12 protein-coding genes and 4 pseudogenes are annotated in these 16,737 nt (G+C 69.8%); 11 read left to right on the top strand and 5 right to left on the bottom strand.

Features of this window, described 5'->3' with window-relative positions; genetic code table 11:
• From BMG07_RS24645 to BMG07_RS24615, 7 genes and pseudogenes are all read left to right on the top strand, one after another.
• The coding region (locus tag BMG07_RS24645; protein WP_198086750.1) for an ammonium transporter at window positions 1-1,310 on the top strand (1,310 nt) is incomplete at its 5' end.
• Window positions 1,311-1,502: 192 nt separating this feature from the next.
• Window positions 1,503-2,434, top strand: a pseudogene (locus BMG07_RS24640) (SMP-30/gluconolactonase/LRE family protein).
• 15 nt (window positions 2,435-2,449) lie between these two features.
• A complete protein-coding gene (locus BMG07_RS24635) occupies window positions 2,450-3,334 on the top strand; it encodes a LysR substrate-binding domain-containing protein (protein WP_198086749.1) in 885 nt (294 codons plus the stop codon).
• A 127-nt stretch (window positions 3,335-3,461) separates the two neighbouring features.
• A complete protein-coding gene (locus BMG07_RS24630; protein ID WP_198086748.1) occupies window positions 3,462-4,964 on the top strand; it encodes an FAD-linked oxidase C-terminal domain-containing protein in 1,503 nt (500 codons plus the stop codon).
• 76 nt (window positions 4,965-5,040) lie between these two features.
• The gene (gene glcE, locus BMG07_RS24625; RefSeq protein ID WP_198086747.1) at window positions 5,041-6,150 is read left to right on the top strand and encodes a glycolate oxidase subunit GlcE; all 1,110 of its coding nucleotides are present in this window, start codon (window positions 5,041-5,043) and stop codon (window positions 6,148-6,150) included.
• A 31-nt stretch (window positions 6,151-6,181) separates the two neighbouring features.
• Window positions 6,182-7,413 (top strand): annotated as a pseudogene (gene glcF / locus BMG07_RS24620) (glycolate oxidase subunit GlcF).
• Between the two features lie 93 nt (window positions 7,414-7,506).
• Window positions 7,507-7,944, top strand: a complete 438-nt coding sequence (locus BMG07_RS24615) for a carboxypeptidase regulatory-like domain-containing protein (RefSeq protein ID WP_198086746.1) — start codon at window positions 7,507-7,509, stop codon at window positions 7,942-7,944.
• A gap of 16 nt (window positions 7,945-7,960) precedes the next feature.
• Here the strand turns inward: BMG07_RS24615 and BMG07_RS24610 are convergent, their stop codons facing one another.
• The 3 genes and pseudogenes from BMG07_RS24610 to lplT form a co-directional block, all read right to left on the bottom strand.
• Window positions 7,961-8,452, bottom strand: coding sequence for a glutathione peroxidase (locus BMG07_RS24610; protein ID WP_198086745.1), 492 nt, complete (start codon window positions 8,450-8,452; stop codon window positions 7,961-7,963).
• A gap of 9 nt (window positions 8,453-8,461) precedes the next feature.
• Complete coding sequence (locus BMG07_RS24605) at window positions 8,462-9,352, bottom strand: DMT family transporter (protein WP_198086744.1); 891 nt, start codon at window positions 9,350-9,352, stop codon at window positions 8,462-8,464.
• A 64-nt stretch (window positions 9,353-9,416) separates the two neighbouring features.
• A pseudogene (lplT, locus tag BMG07_RS24600) lies at window positions 9,417-10,720 on the bottom strand (lysophospholipid transporter LplT).
• 178 nt (window positions 10,721-10,898) lie between these two features.
• Here lplT and alr point away from each other — a divergent pair.
• Window positions 10,899-12,005, top strand: a complete 1,107-nt coding sequence (alr, locus tag BMG07_RS24595) for an alanine racemase (protein ID WP_198086743.1) — start codon at window positions 10,899-10,901, stop codon at window positions 12,003-12,005.
• Window positions 12,002-12,766 carry a hypothetical protein gene (locus tag BMG07_RS24590; protein ID WP_198086742.1) on the top strand — a complete coding sequence of 255 codons (765 nt, stop codon included), beginning with the start codon at window positions 12,002-12,004 and terminating at the stop codon, window positions 12,764-12,766. The genes alr and BMG07_RS24590 overlap by 4 nt, the downstream gene beginning before the upstream one ends.
• Window positions 12,767-12,794: 28 nt before the next feature.
• On the opposite strand, the gene BMG07_RS24585 is transcribed toward BMG07_RS24590, so the two are convergent.
• Window positions 12,795-13,709 carry a LysR family transcriptional regulator gene (locus BMG07_RS24585; protein WP_198086741.1) on the bottom strand — a complete coding sequence of 305 codons (915 nt, stop codon included), beginning with the start codon at window positions 13,707-13,709 and terminating at the stop codon, window positions 12,795-12,797.
• A gap of 101 nt (window positions 13,710-13,810) precedes the next feature.
• Here BMG07_RS24585 and BMG07_RS24580 point away from each other — a divergent pair.
• Window positions 13,811-14,763 (top strand): annotated as a pseudogene (locus BMG07_RS24580) (DMT family transporter).
• 59 nt (window positions 14,764-14,822) lie between these two features.
• Complete coding sequence (locus tag BMG07_RS24575; protein WP_198086740.1) at window positions 14,823-15,635, top strand: hypothetical protein; 813 nt, start codon at window positions 14,823-14,825, stop codon at window positions 15,633-15,635.
• A 19-nt stretch (window positions 15,636-15,654) separates the two neighbouring features.
• Here BMG07_RS24575 and BMG07_RS24570 read toward each other — a convergent pair whose 3' ends face one another.
• Window positions 15,655-16,662, bottom strand: a complete 1,008-nt coding sequence (locus BMG07_RS24570; RefSeq protein ID WP_198086739.1) for a MerR family transcriptional regulator — start codon at window positions 16,660-16,662, stop codon at window positions 15,655-15,657.
• Between the last annotated feature and the right edge of the window lie 75 nt (window positions 16,663-16,737).

Below are 16,737 nucleotides of genomic sequence, written 5' to 3'. Positions count from 1 at the left end.
CGGCGCCCGCCGCTACCCCGGCCGCCGATGCAGCCGCGCCCGCCGCTGCAGCTGCAGCTGCTGCCCCCGCCGCCGCGCCGGCACCGAAGATCGACTCCGGCGACACCGCCTGGATGCTGACCTCGACCCTGCTCGTGATCCTCATGACCATTCCCGGCCTGGCGCTGTTCTACGGCGGCCTGGGCCGCTCGAAGAACATGCTGTCGGTGCTGATGCAGGTCTTCGTGATCTTCTCGCTGATCAGCATCCTGTGGGCCGTGTACGGCTACAGCCTGGCCTTCTCGGGTGACGGCAACTTCTTCGGCACCTTCGACAAGATCTTCATGAAGGGCATCACGCAGGAGACCTTCGGCGCGCTGACCACGATTCCCGAATACGTGTTCGTCGCGTTCCAGGGCACCTTCGCCGCCATCACCGTGGCGCTGATCGTCGGCGCCTTCGCCGAACGCGCCAAGTTCTCGGCCGTGCTGCTGTTCTCGGTGCTGTGGTTCACCTTCAGCTACGTGCCGATCGCCCACATCGTGTGGGGCGGCGGCCTGCTGGGCAAGGACGGCGCGCTGGACTTCGCCGGCGGCACCGTGGTGCACATCAACGCCGGCGTGGCCGGCCTGGTCGGTGCCTACATGGTCGGCAAGCGCGTCGGCTACGGCAAGGAAGCGTTCACGCCTCACTCGCTCACGCTCACCATGGTCGGCGCCTCGCTGCTGTGGGTCGGCTGGTTCGGCTTCAACGCCGGCTCGGCCGGTGCCGCCAACGCCGTCGCCGGCCTGGCCTTCATCAACACGGTGCTGGCCACCGCCGCCGCCGCGCTGTCGTGGATCCTGGGTGAAAGCCTGCACAAGGGCAAGGCCTCGATGCTGGGCGCCGCGTCCGGCGCCGTTGCCGGCCTCGTGGCCGTCACGCCCGCCGCCGGTTTCGTCGGCCCGATGGGTTCGATCGTGCTGGGCCTGCTGGCCGGCCTGGTCTGCCTGTGGGGCGTGGGCGGCCTGAAGCGCATGCTCGGCGCCGACGACGCGTTCGACGTGTTCGGCGTGCACGGCGTGGGCGGCATCCTGGGTGCCATCCTGACCGGTGTGTTCGCGGCCAAGGGCCTGGGCGGCACCGGCGGCGCAACGCCCGACACCTTCTCGATGGGCGCGCAGGTCTGGATCCAGATCAAGAGCGTGGCGCTCACCGTGGTGTGGTCCGGCGTGGTGGCATTCATTGCCTACAAGATCGCCGACCTGACCCTGGGCCTGCGTGTGTCGGAAGAAGAAGAGCGCGAAGGCCTCGACATTTCTTCCCACGGCGAAACCGCCTACAACCGCTGACCTGCCGCCTTTGCGGGGCTGCCTTCGGGCCGCCCTGCAAACGAACAAACGACCACCACCTCTTACAAGAACAAAGCAAAGTAACGATTTTTCAAGCGAGGTCTCCTTTGGATGTTCAGCCCGCGAGCGCCCCGGCGCCAGCGGGCTTTTTTTATCGGCCGCGCCGATGGCCGGGGGCACAATCCACACACCATGTGGACCTCCATCGAAGACAGCCTTTGCGAGCTCGGCGAATCGCCGTTCTGGCACCCCGCGGAGCGATCGCTCTACTGGCTCGACATTCCCGGGCGCGCCGTGCTGCGCACGCGCGGCGACATCGGCTCGCCGGGCGCCACCGTCGAGCGCTGGGCGCTGTCCACCGAGCCCGGCTGCATGGCGCCCGCGCGCAGCGGCGGCCTCGTGATCGCGCTGCGCGACGGCATCTACCGCGCCCGCGAATGGGGCGGCGAGCTGGTCGCGATGGCGCGCGTGGAGCACGACGTGCGCACCATGCGCTTCAACGACGGCAAGTGCGACGCGCTGGGCCGCTTCTGGGGCGGCTCGCTCAACGAGGCGAAAGACCGGCCCAACGCCGCGCTGTACTGCTTCGACGCGCGCAGCGACACCGGCATTTCGCCCAACATCACGCAGATGGCCAACCAGGCCACCACCGCCAACGGCCTGGGCTTTTCGCCCGACGCCCGCACGCTCTACTGGGCCGACACCGCCGCGCACGTGGTGCATGCATGGGACTGGGACGCCGAGGCCAACTCGCTCTCGCGCGCCCGCGTGTTCCAGCAGTTCGACGCCAAGCCCGAAGCTGGACGCCCGCGTCGCCGCTGCACTACGACGGCCGCCCCGACGGCGCCACCATCGACGCGCAAGGCCACTACTGGGTCGCCATGTTCGAAGGCGCGCAGCTGCTGCGCTTCGCGCCTTCGGGCGAGCGCGTGGCATCCGTTGCCGTGCCGGTGCAGTGCCCGACCATGCCCTGCTTCGGCGGCGACGACCTGAAGACCCTGTTCGTCACCAGCGCCCGCAAGGGCCGGCCCGCCGACGAGATCGCGCAGCGCCCGGCCTCGGGCATGGTGATCGCGATGCGCGTCGACACGCCGGGCCTGCCGGTGAGCTTCTTCGAGGACTGAGGGCCGCCGCCTTTCATGGCCCTGCAGCACATTCCGCCGATCCAGTGCCTGCTGACCTTCGAGGCCGTGGCCCGCCTGCGGCACGCGGGCCGCGCGGCCGACGAGCTGTGCGTCACGCCCAGCGCCGTGAGCCACCGCATCCGCCAGCTCGAATCGCACGTGGGCTTCAAGCTGTTCGGGCGCAGCGACTTCAGCCTCACGGCCGACGGCGCCGCCTACCTTGCGAACGTGCGCACGGGGCTCGCGGCGCTGCAGGCCACGCCGCTCGGCGCCAACGCGGCCCAGCGCGCGACGCGGCTGCGCATCGCCGTCACGCCCACCTTCAGCCGCCAGTTCCTGATGCCCCGGCTCGAGCTGTTCCGCAACATCTACCCCGACATCGAGCTGGTGCTGCAGGTGTCGATTCCGCTGCTCGACGTGACCGCCGAGCAGGCCGACCTCGAGGTGCGCTACGGCCCCGGCGCGTACGCCGACTGCGAGCACCGCCTCGTGCTCGAAGAGCAGGTGGTGCCGGCCTGCAGCCCGAGCTACCTCAACGAGTTCGGCCCGTTCCAGGGTTTTCGCACCGCGGCCGAGATCGCGAGCGCGCGGCTGATCCGCAGCCCGCTCGAGCCCTGGGGCACCTGGTTCGCGAGCTGCGGCCTCGACCAGCCCGAGCCGAACATCGGCTCGCAGTTCAACGACCTGGGGCTGGTGTACGACGCGGCCGCCAGCGGTTTCGGCGTGGCGCTGGTGCGGCAGAAGATGGGCGCGGCGTGGTTCGAATCGGGCCGGCTGGTGGCGCTGTCCGACCTGGCCGTGCCGTCGCCGCACCGGCACTACATCTGCTGGCAGCCGGGCACGCTGGAGCGCTGGGAATGCGCGGCGTTCGCCGACTGGCTCGAACAGAGCCTGCGCTGAACCGCCAACCGGCCGGCAAAGTTCTCTCAAGCGCCCCGCGAAAATCCCTCAACCCGGGTGGGCCGCAAATTCCGTAGAGTGCGGTCAGAGACCCGACACCTGCGAACAGAAGAAAAGAGGCCCGCCGATGAACGCGCCGCTCACCCCCACACAGCAAGATTCGCTACAGAAAACAGAGCGCCAGTCCCAGGTGGTCCGCGCGCTGCAGGCGCACCTGCCGGCCCACGCGCTGATCTGGCACGACGAAGACACCACGCCCTACGAGTGCGACGGCCTCACCGCCTACCGCGCTCGCCCGCTGGTGGTGACCCTGCCCGAGACCGAGGCGCAGGTGGCCGCCGTGCTCAAGACCTGCCACCAGCTCGGCGTGCCCGTGGTGGCGCGCGGTGCGGGCACGGGGCTCTCGGGTGGCGCCATGCCGCACACCATGGGCGTGACCATGTCGCTCGCCAAGTTCAACCGCATCCTGAAGATCGATCCCGTGGGCCGCACGGCCGTCGTGCAGTGCGGCGTGCGCAACCTCGCCATCAGCGAGGCCGCCGCGCCTTTCAACCTGTACTACGCGCCCGACCCGTCGAGCCAGATCGCCTGCACCATCGGCGGCAACGTGGCCGAGAACTCGGGCGGCGTGCACTGCCTCAAATACGGCCTGACCTTGCACAACGTGCTGCGCGTGCGCGGCTTCACGGCCGAGGGCGAGCCGGTCGAGTTCGGCGGCGACGCGCTCGATGCGCCAGGGCTCGACCTGCTCGCGCTGGTCATCGGCAGCGAAGGCATGCTCGCCGTGACCACCGAAGTGACGGTCAAGCTCGTGCCCAAGCCGCAGCTCGCGCGCTGCATCATGGCCAGCTTCGACGACGTGCGAAAAGCCGGCGACGCGGTGGCTGCGGTGATTGCGGCCGGCATCATTCCGGCGGGACTGGAGATGATGGACAAGCCCATGACCGCTGCCGTCGAAGACTTCGTGCGCGCGGGCTACGACCTGGACGCCGCCGCCATCCTGCTGTGCGAATCCGACGGCACGCCCGAGGAGGTCGAGGAAGAAATCGGCCGCATGACGGCGGTGCTGCGCGGCTGCGGCGCCACGGCCATCGCGTGCAGCAACAGCGAAGAAGAGCGCATGAAATTCTGGAGCGGGCGCAAGAACGCGTTCCCCGCCTCGGGCCGCATCAGCCCCGACTACATGTGCCTGGACTCGACGATTCCGCGCAAGCGGCTGGCCGACATCCTGCTGGCCATCCAGGAGATGGAGAAAAAGTACAACCTGCGCTGCTGCAACGTGTTCCACGCGGGCGACGGCAACCTGCACCCGCTGGTGCTGTTCGACGCCAACGACCCCGACGAGCTGCACCGCTGCGAACTCTTCGGCGCCGACATCCTGGAGACCAGTGTCGCGATGGGCGGCACGGTGTCGGGCGAGCACGGCGTGGGCGTGGAAAAACTCAACAGCATGTGCGTGCAGTTCACGGCGGCCGAGAACGAGCAGATGTTCGGTGTGAAGCGCGCTTTCGATCCCGAAGGCATGCTGAACCCCGGCAAGGTGATTCCCACGTTGCAGCGCTGCGCCGAGTACGGCAAGCAGGTGGTGCGCGGGGGAAAATTGTCGCATCCTGATTTGCCGAGGTTCTGATGAAGAGGCGTTCCTTCCGCTTCTTCGCAGCGTGCCGCGCCCGCCCCGCACAAGAACATCAACGACAGAGCATCCGATGAGCCTCGACACCGCCCTCCACCAACTCGTCGAGCGCATCAAGTCTGCCGCCGCAGACGCCAAGCCGCTGTGCATTCGCGGCGGTGGCACCAAGGACTTCTACGGCGAAGCGCCGCAAGGCGACGTGCTGAGCACGACCGACCTGGCCGGCATCACGAGCTACGAACCGAGCGAGCTGGTCGTCACCGTGCGCGCCGGCACACCGCTTGCCGAACTCGAAGCGGCATTGGCCGGGAAGGGGCAGTGCCTGCCGTTCGAGCCGCCGCGTTTCGGCAGCGGCGGAACCGTCGGCGGCATGGTCGCGGCCGGGCTCAGCGGCCCCGCGCGGGCCAGCGTCGGCGCGGTGCGCGACTACGTGCTCGGGGCCACGATCGTCAATGGCCGGGGCGACGTGCTGACCTTCGGCGGTCAGGTGATGAAGAACGTCGCGGGCTACGACGTGTCGCGCGTGCTCGCGGGGTCGCTCGGCACGTTGGGCGTGATCGCCGAGGTCAGCCTCAAGGTGCTGCCTGTCGCGCCCGCCGAAGCCACGCTCGAATTCGCTTGCGGGCAGGCCGATGCGCTGCGCCTGCTCAACGAATGGGGCGGCCGGCCGCTGCCGCTGAATGCGAGCTGCTGGTTCGAATACGCCGGTGCGGGTGCGCTGTATCTGCGGCTGCGTGGTGCCGTGGCGGCGGTGGAAGCCGCGTGCGCGCACCTCGGCGGCGAGCGCAAGGACAACGCGCGCGCCGCGGCTGACTGGCAGGCGCTGCGCGACCAGCAACTGCCGTGGTTCGCCACCACCGAAGGCGCCGATGCGCTGTGGCGCCTCTCGGTGCCGCAGACCGCGCCGGTGCTCGCGCTCGACGGCGCCGCGCCGCTGATCGAGTGGCACGGCGGCCAGCGCTGGTACAAGGCGCGGCCCGGGCAGGCCGCGCGCATCCGCGAGATCGCGCGCGCGGCGGGCGGCCATGCCACGCTGTTCCGCTGGCCCGGTGAGAGCACGCAGGGCAGCGTTCCGCGATTCGATGCGCTGAGCGCGCCCGTCGAACGCATCCAGCGCGCGCTGATGCGCGAGTTCGATCCGCACGGCCTTTTCAATCGCGGCCGCCTGCTCGCGCCCCTTTGAATCCATAACGACAACAAGCACAGCCACCGCCATGCAAACCGAGCTCGCCCCCGAATTCCGCGGCACCGATGAAGGCCGCGAGGCCGAAGCCATCCTGCGCAAGTGCGTGCACTGCGGCTTCTGCACCGCCACCTGCCCGACGTATCAACTGCTCGGCGACGAGCTCGACGGCCCGCGCGGTCGCATCTACCTCATCAAGCAGGTGCTCGAGGGCAAGGCGCCCACGCGCAGCACGCAGCTGCACCTGGACCGCTGCCTGACCTGCCGCAACTGCGAAAGCACCTGCCCGAGCGGCGTGCAGTACGGCAACCTCGTCGACATCGGCCGCAAGATCGTCGACGAGAAAGTGCCGCGCCCCGCCGCCGAATCCGCGAAGCGCTGGCTGCTGAAAGAAGGCCTGCCATCGCCGCTCTTCGGCCCCGCGATGAAGCTCGGCCAGGCCGTGCGCGGCCTGCTGCCCGAGGCGCTGCAAGCCAAGTGCCCGCGAAGCAGGAGGCCGGCGCATGGCCCACCGCCACGCATGGGCGCAAGGTGCTGATGCTCGCGGGCTGCGTGCAGCCGTCGATGATGCCGAACATCAACAGCGCCACCGCGCGCGTGCTCGACGCGGCGGGCATCCAGACCGTGATCGCGCCCGAGGCCGGCTGCTGCGGCGCGGTGAAGTTCCACCTCAACGACCAGGACGGCGGCAAGGCGCAGATGCGCGCCAACATCGACGCGTGGTGGCCGCTGGTGGAGCGCAGCGAGGTCGAGGCGATCGTCATGAACGCCTCGGGCTGCGGCGTCACCGTGCGCGAGTACGGCCACATCCTGCAGCACGATGCGGCCTACGCGCTGAAGGCCGCGCGCATCAGCGAACTCACGCGCGACCTGAGCGAGCTGCTGCCCGACCTCGTGCCCGCGCTGAAGGCCCGCGTGAAGGCGCCGGAGGGCGTGGTGGCCTATCACCCGCCCTGCACCTTGCAGCACGGCCAGAAACTGCGCGGCGGCGTCGAGACGCACCTGCGCGCGCTGGGCTTCGACGTGCGCGTGGCCATGAACGAATCGCACCTGTGCTGCGGCTCGGCCGGCACGTATTCGGTGCTGCAGCCGGAGCTGGCGTATCCGCTGCGCGACCGCAAGCTCGGCCATCTGAAGCAACTGCAGCCGGCCACCATCGCGTCGGCCAACATCGGCTGCATCACGCACCTGCAAAGCGGCAGCGGCGACACCCCGGTGCGGCACTGGGTCGAGCTGCTGGATGCGGCGCTGCACAAGGCCTGATCGCACAGCGGGGAGAGCGTTGGTCCGACTCGCGCGAACGCCGTTCGCGGCGCATCATGGCGGCACCGAATGAATCCGCAAGGAGTGCTTGCCATGACCTCTGTCTTTGCCCCTCTCGCTTCCCCCACGTTGCGGCGCGTGCTGCTGGCCGGTGCCTGCGCGGCCGCCGCCATGGCGGCGCAGGCCCAGGGCGCCATGCCGGCCTGGCAAGGCGCGGGCTCGGCGCGCTACGTGTGCGGCGGCATCGGGTCCGACGAATCGACGGCCATGCGCGCGGCTATGAAGGAGCACCCGCTGGCGCTGCTGTTCGCACGTGCCGACGGCGCCTACCTGGCCAACGTGGACGTGACGATCAAGGGCGGCGACGCCAACAACGCCGCCGCGCTGGCGTTTCGCGCCAACGGGCCGATCTGCCTGATCGACCTGCCGAACGGGCGCTACGTCATCGACGCGGCCACGGCCGGCGGTGCCGCCAAGACCCAGACCGTGACCGTGGGCAGCGGCTCGAAGACCGCCGACTTCCGCTTCTAGGCTTGCTTGAAAAGAATCAGCCCGCGGCGGCCAGCGCCGCTTCCACATCGCGCGTGAGCGAGGCCGGCGTGTCCAGCGGCGCATAGCGCTTGAGCACCGTACCGTCGCGCCCGACGAGGAACTTGGTGAAGTTCCACTTGATGGCCGTGCTGCCGAGCAGGCCCGGCTTTTCCTTGGTGAGCCACTGGTACAGCGGCGCGGCGTTGTCGCCGTTGACGTCGATCTTTTCCATCATCGGAAAGCTCACGCCGTAGTTCCTGGTGCAGAAGGCGCCGATTTCCTCGTTGGTGCCCGGGTCTTGCGCGCCGAACTGGTTCGACGGAAAACCCAGCACCGTGAGCCCCTGGGCCGCGTACTTTTCGTGCAGCGCCTCGAGCCCGGCGAACTGCGGCGTGAAGCCGCATTTGCTGGCGGTGTTCACGATCAGCAGCACCTTGCCCTTGTAGGCCGAGAGCTTCACCGGCTTGCCGTCGATCTGGTTGGCCTCGAAGTCGTAGACGCTGGTCATGCGGTTTCCTCAGGTGGGAGCGGAAGCACGATCATCGCGCGGCGCGGGTGTTCGCGCAAACGCCGACCACACCGCGCCCGCCACGATCAGCGCGGCGCCCGCGAAGATGCGCGGCTCCATGGTCGCCGCGCCCAGCGCCACCGACGAGACGCTCGCGAAGATCACCTCCGACAGCATGATCACCGAGGCCGCGCTCGACGTGAGCCGCGCGGCGCCGTACTGCAGGCACATGTTCGCGAAGATGAACCCGCCGCCCAGCAGCACGGCCCAGCCGAACCAGCCGGGCGTGGCCTGCAGCGGCGAGGCGATGCCGCCGACGGCCGTGCCGATCAGCGCCGCGACGCCGCCCACCACCGTGCAGCCGCAGAACATCGCCAGCGCGCGCGACTCGCCCGGCGCCTGCCGCAGGTGGCGCAGCGTGATGTTGGTCACCGCGAAGCTGAAGCCCGCGGCCACGCCCAGCCAGTCCGGCAGGCTCGACGGCACCGGCCAGTCGACGCCTGGCGCCTTCAGCACCACCACCACGCCGGTCAGCGCCAGCGCCACGCGCGCCAGCGCGCCGCCGGTCGGGCGCTCGCCCAGCAGCAGCCAGGCCAGCAGCACGTTCCACAGGGGCATCAGGTAGAACAGCAGCACCACGCGCACCACGTCGCCCTGCGTCGCGGCCCAGTTGAAGCCCACGTTGGTGAAGCCGGCCGCAAGGCCCAGCGCCAGCAGCATCGGGAACGCGGAAAAAGCCTTCCATGCCTCGCGCCGCACCAGGCCCATCACGACGGTGATGAACAGGTAGATCAGGCAGGTGGTCCACAGCGGATGCAGCCCATGGCCCGCGAGCTGGCGAAACGGAAACCAGGAAACGCCCCAGGCAAAGGCGTTGAACATCAGGGCGAGCGCGGGCATGGTGGCGTGGGTGGAAGGTGGGCGCCCGACGCGCCGGCCATTTCACCAACGCGGTCGCGCGAGATCAGTGATGCTTGTCGCTGCGGGCGATGGCCAGCAGGTGCTCGACCTCTTCGGGGTATTTTTTCAGGTTGTTCTCGTGCCAGCGCTTGATGAGCCACATGCACCCGGCGACGACGAGGCCGAAGGCGCTGATCGCACCGTAGGCCGACAGGCCCAGGCCGGTGCACACGCTGTAGAAACCGCCGAGCAGCAGAATGCACGCCTGCTCGTTGAAGTTCTGCACCGCGATCGATCGGCCCGCGCCCATCAGGTTGTGGCCGCGATGCTGCAGCAGCGCGTTCATCGGCACCACCAGGAAGCCGCCCAGGCCGCCCAGCATGATGAGGAACGGCACCGCCAGCCAGACGTTGCCGATGAAGTTCATGCAGATCACCATCAGCCCCATCGCGATGCCCATCGGGATCACGCGCGTGGCCATGTCCAGCCGCATGTACATCGACGCCACGATGCGCCCACGGCCGTGCCGATGGTCACCACGCCGGTCAGCGCCGAGGCCTGGGTGGTGTTGTAGCCCAGTGCCAGCGAGGCCCAGGCCAGCACGATGTACTTGAGGTTGCCGCCCGCGCCCCAGAAGAGCGTGGTGGTCGCCAGCGAGATCTGGCCCAGGCGGTCACGCCACAGGCGTGCGTTGCAGTGCCAGAAGTCGGGCAGCAGCGCGGCGATGTTGCGCGCCAGGCCCTGTTCGGGGTTGGCGCGCAGCGGGCGCATCTCGACGCCGGTGTGCGGAATGCGGGTGTTGAACCAGGCCGCCAGCACGTAGACGACGATCAGCACCGCGATGGCGGCTTCGGCCGGCGAGTCGATGCCGGTGTCGATGAACGGCAGGTCGAAGGCCAGCAGCTTGCTGGACACCGCATGGCCCACCAGCGCGCCGCCGAGCACGATGCCCAGGAGAATGGACGCGATGGTCAGGCCCTCGATCCAGCCGTTGGCCTTGACCAGCTGCGACGCCGGCAGCAGCTCGGTCAGGATGCCGTACTTGGCCGGCGAATACGCCGCCGCCCCCAGCCCGACGATCGAGTAGGACAGCAGCGGGTGCGAGCCGAACAGCATCATCAGGCAGCCGATCACCTTGATCGCATTGCTGATGAACATCACCCGGCCCTTGGGCAAGGCGTCGGCGAAGGCGCCCACCAGCGGTGCCAGCACCACGTAGAAGACCGCGAAGATCGGTACCAGGGCCGCGCGCTGCCATTCGGGCGCGCCCGAACTTCGCATCAGGTCGACCGCAACAACGAAAAGCGCTTGGTCGGCCAGTGACGAAAAGAACTGGGCCGACATGATCGTGTAAAAACCGCGCTTCATCGATGGGCTGGCTGGCCAGAGGGTCTGCTGGCGGTAGTGAAAAAGTGTCGCGTTGTGAGCGAATGGGCGGTTATAGCATGGGGGTGCGACGCCGAATTGCGCATCCCCACGGTGTTCGACCCCATTCCCGAAGATGCTAAAACGTGGTCTGCATTTTCCCAGAGCCCGCCAGAGCCCCATGCCGCGTCCCATTCTCGCCACCGTCCACACCGACGCCCTGCGCCACAACCTCGAGCGGACCCGCCGCGCGGCCGCGGACGCCCGCATCTGGGCGGTGGTCAAAGCCAACGCCTATGGCCATGGCATCGAGCGGGTCTATGAGGGCCTGCGCGGCGCCGACGGCTTTGCGCTGCTCGACCTGGCCGAGGCCGAACGCGTGCGCGCCCTCGGCTGGCGCGGCCCGGTTTTGCTGCTCGAAGGCGTGTTCGACGCGCGCGACCTGGAGCTGTGCTCGCGCCTGGACCTGTGGCACGCCGTGCACTGCGACGAGCAGATCGACATGCTCGCCGCCCACAAGACCCTGAAGCCGCAGCGCGTGTTCCTGAAGATGAATTCGGGCATGAACCGCCTGGGCTTCGCGCCCGAACGCTTCGGCTCGGCCTGGACCCGCCTGAACGCGCTGACCCAGGTCGACGAGATTTCGCTGATGACGCACTTCAGCGACGCCGACGGCACGCGCGGCATCGCCCACCAGCTCGAAGCCTTCGAGCGCGTCACGCGCGACCTGCCGGGCGAGCGCTCCATTGCCAACAGCGCGGCCACGCTGCGCCACGCCGACCTCACGCGCGGCGACTGGGTGCGCCCGGGCATCGTGCTGTACGGCAGCGCCCCCGACTACCCCGAGCACGACGCCGCGCACTGGCAGCTGCGCCCGACCATGACGCTGTCGACCCGGATCATCGGCGTGCAGACGCTGAAGGCCGGCGACACCATCGGCTACGGCTCCAGCTTCACGGCCGACGGGCCGCTGACCGTCGGCGTGGCGGCGGTCGGCTATGCCGACGGCTACCCGCGCCACTGCACCACCGGCACGCCGGTGCTGGTGAACGGCGTGCGCACCCGCATGGTGGGCCGCGTGAGCATGGACATGATCACCGTCGACCTCACGAACGTGCCCGACGCGAAGTTCGGCGCCGAAGTCACGCTGTGGGGCACCTCGGCCTCCAGCGGCGCGGTGCTGTCCATCGACGAGGTCGCGCAGGCCGCGGGCACCGTCGGCTACGAGCTGATGTGCGCCGTGGCGCAGCGCGTGCCCTTCGCGCCGGCCTCCGACGACGGCGAATGAAGGTTCTTTCCAACTGGCGCTCCGTGCGCCTTTGGGAAACGCAGGTCGAACGCGACCTGCACCGCAACTACAGCCTGCGCACGCACGGCATCCTGATCGGCAGCTTCACGCTGCTGCTGATGTGGGGCGTGTCGGCGCTGCAGATGCACCTGCTTCATGTCGACTCGCTCGCGGTGCGCTACTTCCTCACGCTGGGCGTGGGGTACGCGGGCTACCTGCTGGTGCTGCGCTGGTGGGCGAAGCGGCTGGTGGAAGGGCGCGAGCTGGACCTCGATGTCGACGCGCCCGATGTCGAGTTCGGCGGCGGACGCGGCGGTGGGAGCTCGCACGGCAGCCACGTGAACCTGGGAGACGGCGGCGGCAGCGGCGGCGATGCGGGCGGCGGCCTGTCCGACGTGGCCGGCGGCGCGCTCGACATCGCGGGCGGTGCCGACGAGGGCGCCGTCATCGTCATCCCGATCATCGCGGTCTTCCTGATCTGCACGGCCGTGGTGCTCGGCGCCGGCTCGCTGGTGCTGCTGTACTTCAGCTGGGACGCGCTGCTGGCCGTGGCCGTCGAGGTTGCGTTCTCGTATGTGTCGGCCCGCGCCGCGGTGCGCGTGGCGCGCGAGGGCTGGCTCATGGCCGCCGTGCGGCTCACGTGGAAGCCGCTGCTCGGCGCGGTGATCTGCGCGGTGGCGCTGGGCGCGCTGCTCGACCACTTCATGCCGCATGCCCACTCGCTGCCGCAGGCCGTGCGCGCGCTGATGAAGACGCACTGAGCCCATTGGCAATCGCGGCGCCGGCGCGTCAGCCCGCCGCGAGCGCCCCGCACAGGTGCTCCACCAGCACCCGGCACTTGGGCGCCGTGAAGCGGCTGGGCGGGTACAGGATGTATGCGTGCCCGTGGTAGTTGCCCTGGAACTCCCAGTCGGCCAGCACGCGCACCACGCCGCCGCCCTCCAGCGCCGGCCGTGCGATGAACACCGGCACGCAGGCCACGCCCAGCCCCGCCAGCGCGCCGTCGAGCCGCACCTCGCTGTGGTTCGACACATAGCGCCCGCGCACCACCACCTCGGCCTCTTCGTCGCCCCGCCTGAAGCGCCAGTGGTTGTCGCGCTCGTGCTCGCCGAGCGACAGGCAGCTGTGCGCCAGCAGGTCTTGCGGCTGCGCGATGGCGCCGTGCCGCGCCAGGTAGGCCGGCGTGGCGCACACGATGTGTTCGACCGGCATCAGCCGCCGCGCCACCAGCCCCTCGGGCGGCTCGGTCGTCAGCCGCACCACCAGGTCGACGCCTTCGCGGATCGGGTCGATGTCGCGGTCGGCCACGATCAGCTGCACGTCGACCTCCGGGTAGGCCTGCAGAAAGTCGAGGAGGCGCGGATGCAGCACGCGCCGCGCAAAGGCCTTGGGCGCGCTGATGCGCACCAGCCCCGCCGGCTTCTTCGCGAACTGCTGCGCGATGTCCATCGTGCCCTGCGCCGCCACCACCAGCTCGCGGCAGCGCGCGAAGGCTTGCGCGCCGGGCTCGGTCAGGCGCAGTTGGCGCGTCGTGCGCTGCAGCAGCTGCACGCCGATTTCCTTTTCGAGCCGCTTCACCTGCCGGCTCGCGGCCGAGGGCGTCATGCCCAGCAGGTCGGCCGCCGCGGAAAAGCTCCCGAGCTCGGCGACCCGCAGGAAGGTCACCATCTCCGGCAGCACTTTGAGAAATGAATTCGTTCCCACGACGCAAGAGTCCTGTTCCGGCCGATGGCTGTCCGGCCCGTGTGATGCCTTGAACAATCCTTTTCCTCTTGTGGGTTGTTCATGGACGGCGGGTCGACAGTATGGATTCAAAGCAGACGGGCGGCGCGGCCGCATGGGGCGCGCCGGGCGCGCGCAAGTGGGCGGGCATCGGCATCGCCGAAGTCATGCTGCTGCTCGTGGCGGCCGTGTGGGGCGGCAGTTACGCGGTGGCCAAGCAGGCGACGCAGCAACTGCCCGTGCTGGAGTTCATCGCGCTGCGCTTCGGGCTGACCTTCGTCGTGCTGCTGCCCGCGCTGCGGCCGCTGTTCGTCGACGCGCGGTGGCGCCAGGGCCTGGCGGTGGGTGGCCTGCTGGGCGCCAACCTGCTCGCGATCTTCGTGTGCGAGACCTTCGGCGTGTCGCTGACGAGCGCGAGCAACGCGGCCTTCCTCATCAGCCTGTGCGTGGCGATCACGCCTTTCGTCGAGTGGTGGCTGCTGGGCCAGCGACCGGCGCGGCGCGTGTTCTGGGCGGCGGGCCTGTCGGCGCTGGGCGCGGCGATGCTGTCGGTCACCTCGCCCGCGGACCTGTCGCTTGGCTGGGGCGACGGGCTTATGGTGGTCGCGGCCTTCCTGCGCGCGGTGATGGTGTGCATGACGCGCCGCCTGGCCGGCCGCCACGCGCTGCCGGCGCTGACGCTCACGGCGCTGCAGTCGGGCGTGATGGCGCTCGGCGCGGCGGCCTCGCGCTGGTCGCTTCGCCGGCCCACGGTGCGTGGCACATGCCGCCGGCCACCGCGTCGTTCTGGTGGGGCATGGCGTACCTCGTGTTGCTGTGCACCGTGTTCGCGTTCTTCGCGCAGAACCACGCGGCTTCGCGCTCGAGCCCGAGCCGCGTGTCGCTGCTGATGGGCAGCGAGCCGGTGTTCGGCGCGCTGATCGCGGTGTATGGGTTCGGCGAGCGCATCGGGCCGTGGGGATGGGCCGGGGGCTTGCTGATCGTGGGGGCGGCCTGGTGGGTGACGCTGCCGCTGCCTGCGCCGCGTCGTCGTTGAACGTGCCTGAACAAATGGCCTTCGCTGCGGAGACAATCCGCGGCGGAGGAATTTGTTACATGAGATCGAAAAAACACAACACCGCATGGCGCACATGCGGCATCGCGCTGGCCGTCGCCTGCCTTTCGGCGCACGCCGAGCCGGACACGGCGGCACCGGCAGCGGCAGCGGCGCCCGCCGCGCCCGCTGCAACCGAAGCACCGGCCGCCGAATCCGGCAAGCCCGCGCTCCCCGCCCAGCAAACCCGGGTCCGCTTCGAGCGCGGCTTCTACAAGCCCGGCTACGAGCGCCTTCGCGTGATCCGGCGCGACAGCACCATCGGCAACATCGCGGGGCAGGTCGCGTTGAGCGTGGCCGTCTCGCTCTTCACGGGCAACGTCAATGTCGCGGCGCAGGGCTTCTCGAAAGACCAGCTCGCCGGCGACACGCTGGACGAATTCGCGAACGACCCCGCGAGCGTCAACCCCGCGATCAGCGAGCTCAACGACACGCTGAGCAAGCTGGCCACCGAGATCTACCGCAAGCGCGCCGAAGCCGCCTACGCGACCGCGCTCACCGACGGCTCCACGCCCGAGGAAATCGAAGAGGCGCGCCAGCAGCCCAAGGAAGCCGACACGCCGCTGTACCCCGGCCCGTGGCACCTGGTCTATGAAAACCTGGCGGGCACCGACGAGCTGTTCCGCCTGAAGTTCGGCGCCGAGCTCGGCCGCCCCGGTTTCATGCGCCCGCCGGCGGCGTGCTACTACCAGTCGGAGCCGGTGGCGTGGGCGCAGTGGAAGGCCGACAACTGGCAACTGCTGCGCGACGAGCGCGCCAAGGCCGTGGCCAGCTGCACCGAGGCGCTGGCCGCCATTCCAGAGAAGCGCTGGTAAGCACCGGCACGGCCCGGGCTCAGGCGGCTTCGGGCCGCCACGCGATGACGCCCTGCGTGCGCGCCCGCACTTGCGGCGTGGCAAGGCAGGTCGCGACCGCTTCGTAGCCCGGCGACCCAGGGTACGGCGCGACGACGGTGGGCGGGCTGTGGTTGGCGGGGCAGAGGATGATCGATTCGCCGTCGCCCACTGCCGCCAGGTCCAGGATCACGCAGGAGCGCGTGAGCAGGAACAGCGGCCGGCTTTCGGGAGCGCGGCGCCGCAGGTGCGCAATGAGCGCCTGTTGCGTGGCATGGTCCAGCCCTTGTTCCACGAGGTCGACGACCAGCGCCGAAGGCCCGTCGGCCTCGATCCCCGCCAGCAGGGCCGTCAGCGCGTCGCACGCCGTGGCGCCGTCCTCGACGAGCCACGCCAGCGCTTCGGCCACACGCGGCATGCGCGCTGCCTCGGGGCTCGCCGGGCGGTCCAGCCCGAGGAACACGGCGCCCGGAATGCGCTCGGCCAGCCGCATGGCGAGCCGTGTCTTCCCGCTGCCCAGCGGCCCGACGATGTAGTTCAGCGGCCGGATGCCGCGCAGCTCGAAGCGTTCGCCGCCCCAGGGCCAGGGCAGTTCGAATTCGACGTCGAGCCCGCTCCCGGGCGACAGCAGATGCGCCAGCTCGCCGGCCGTCGGGGCTTGCCCCCGCGCGAGGCCGGCCCGCAGATGGCGCACTTTCTCGACCGTGTCGCCAAGCTGTCGAACCCGCCCTTCGAGCAGCGCCTGGTGCGCCGCCAGCGCGGGCTCCAGTCCTTGCGCATCGCCCTCCAGCACCCGCCCCACCTGCGCCAGGCTCAGCCCGAGCGCGCGCAGCGCGACGATCTCGGCGCCTCGCGCCATGTCATCGGGCCCATAGGCGCGCCACCCCGCCGCCGTGCGCGAGGGCGTCACCAGGCCGCGCTGCTCATAGAGCCGCAGCGCCTTGGCCGACACGCCGAGCCGCGCGGCGGCCTCGGCAGGATTCAGGAACCGGACGGAAGAAGAATTCACAAAATCACCTCGTGGCTCGAACTGGGACAGCGCCTTTATCAAGGCGGCCGCAGGGGCCGGGTCAAGCGATTTTGC

Origin of the sequence: Variovorax sp. E3, assembly GCF_016082275.1 — a bacterium.
Classification (GTDB): Bacteria; Pseudomonadota; Gammaproteobacteria; order Burkholderiales; family Burkholderiaceae_C; genus Variovorax.
The sequence above is the reverse complement of the archived record's forward strand: the minus strand, read 5'-3'. Positions and strand labels throughout refer to the sequence as shown.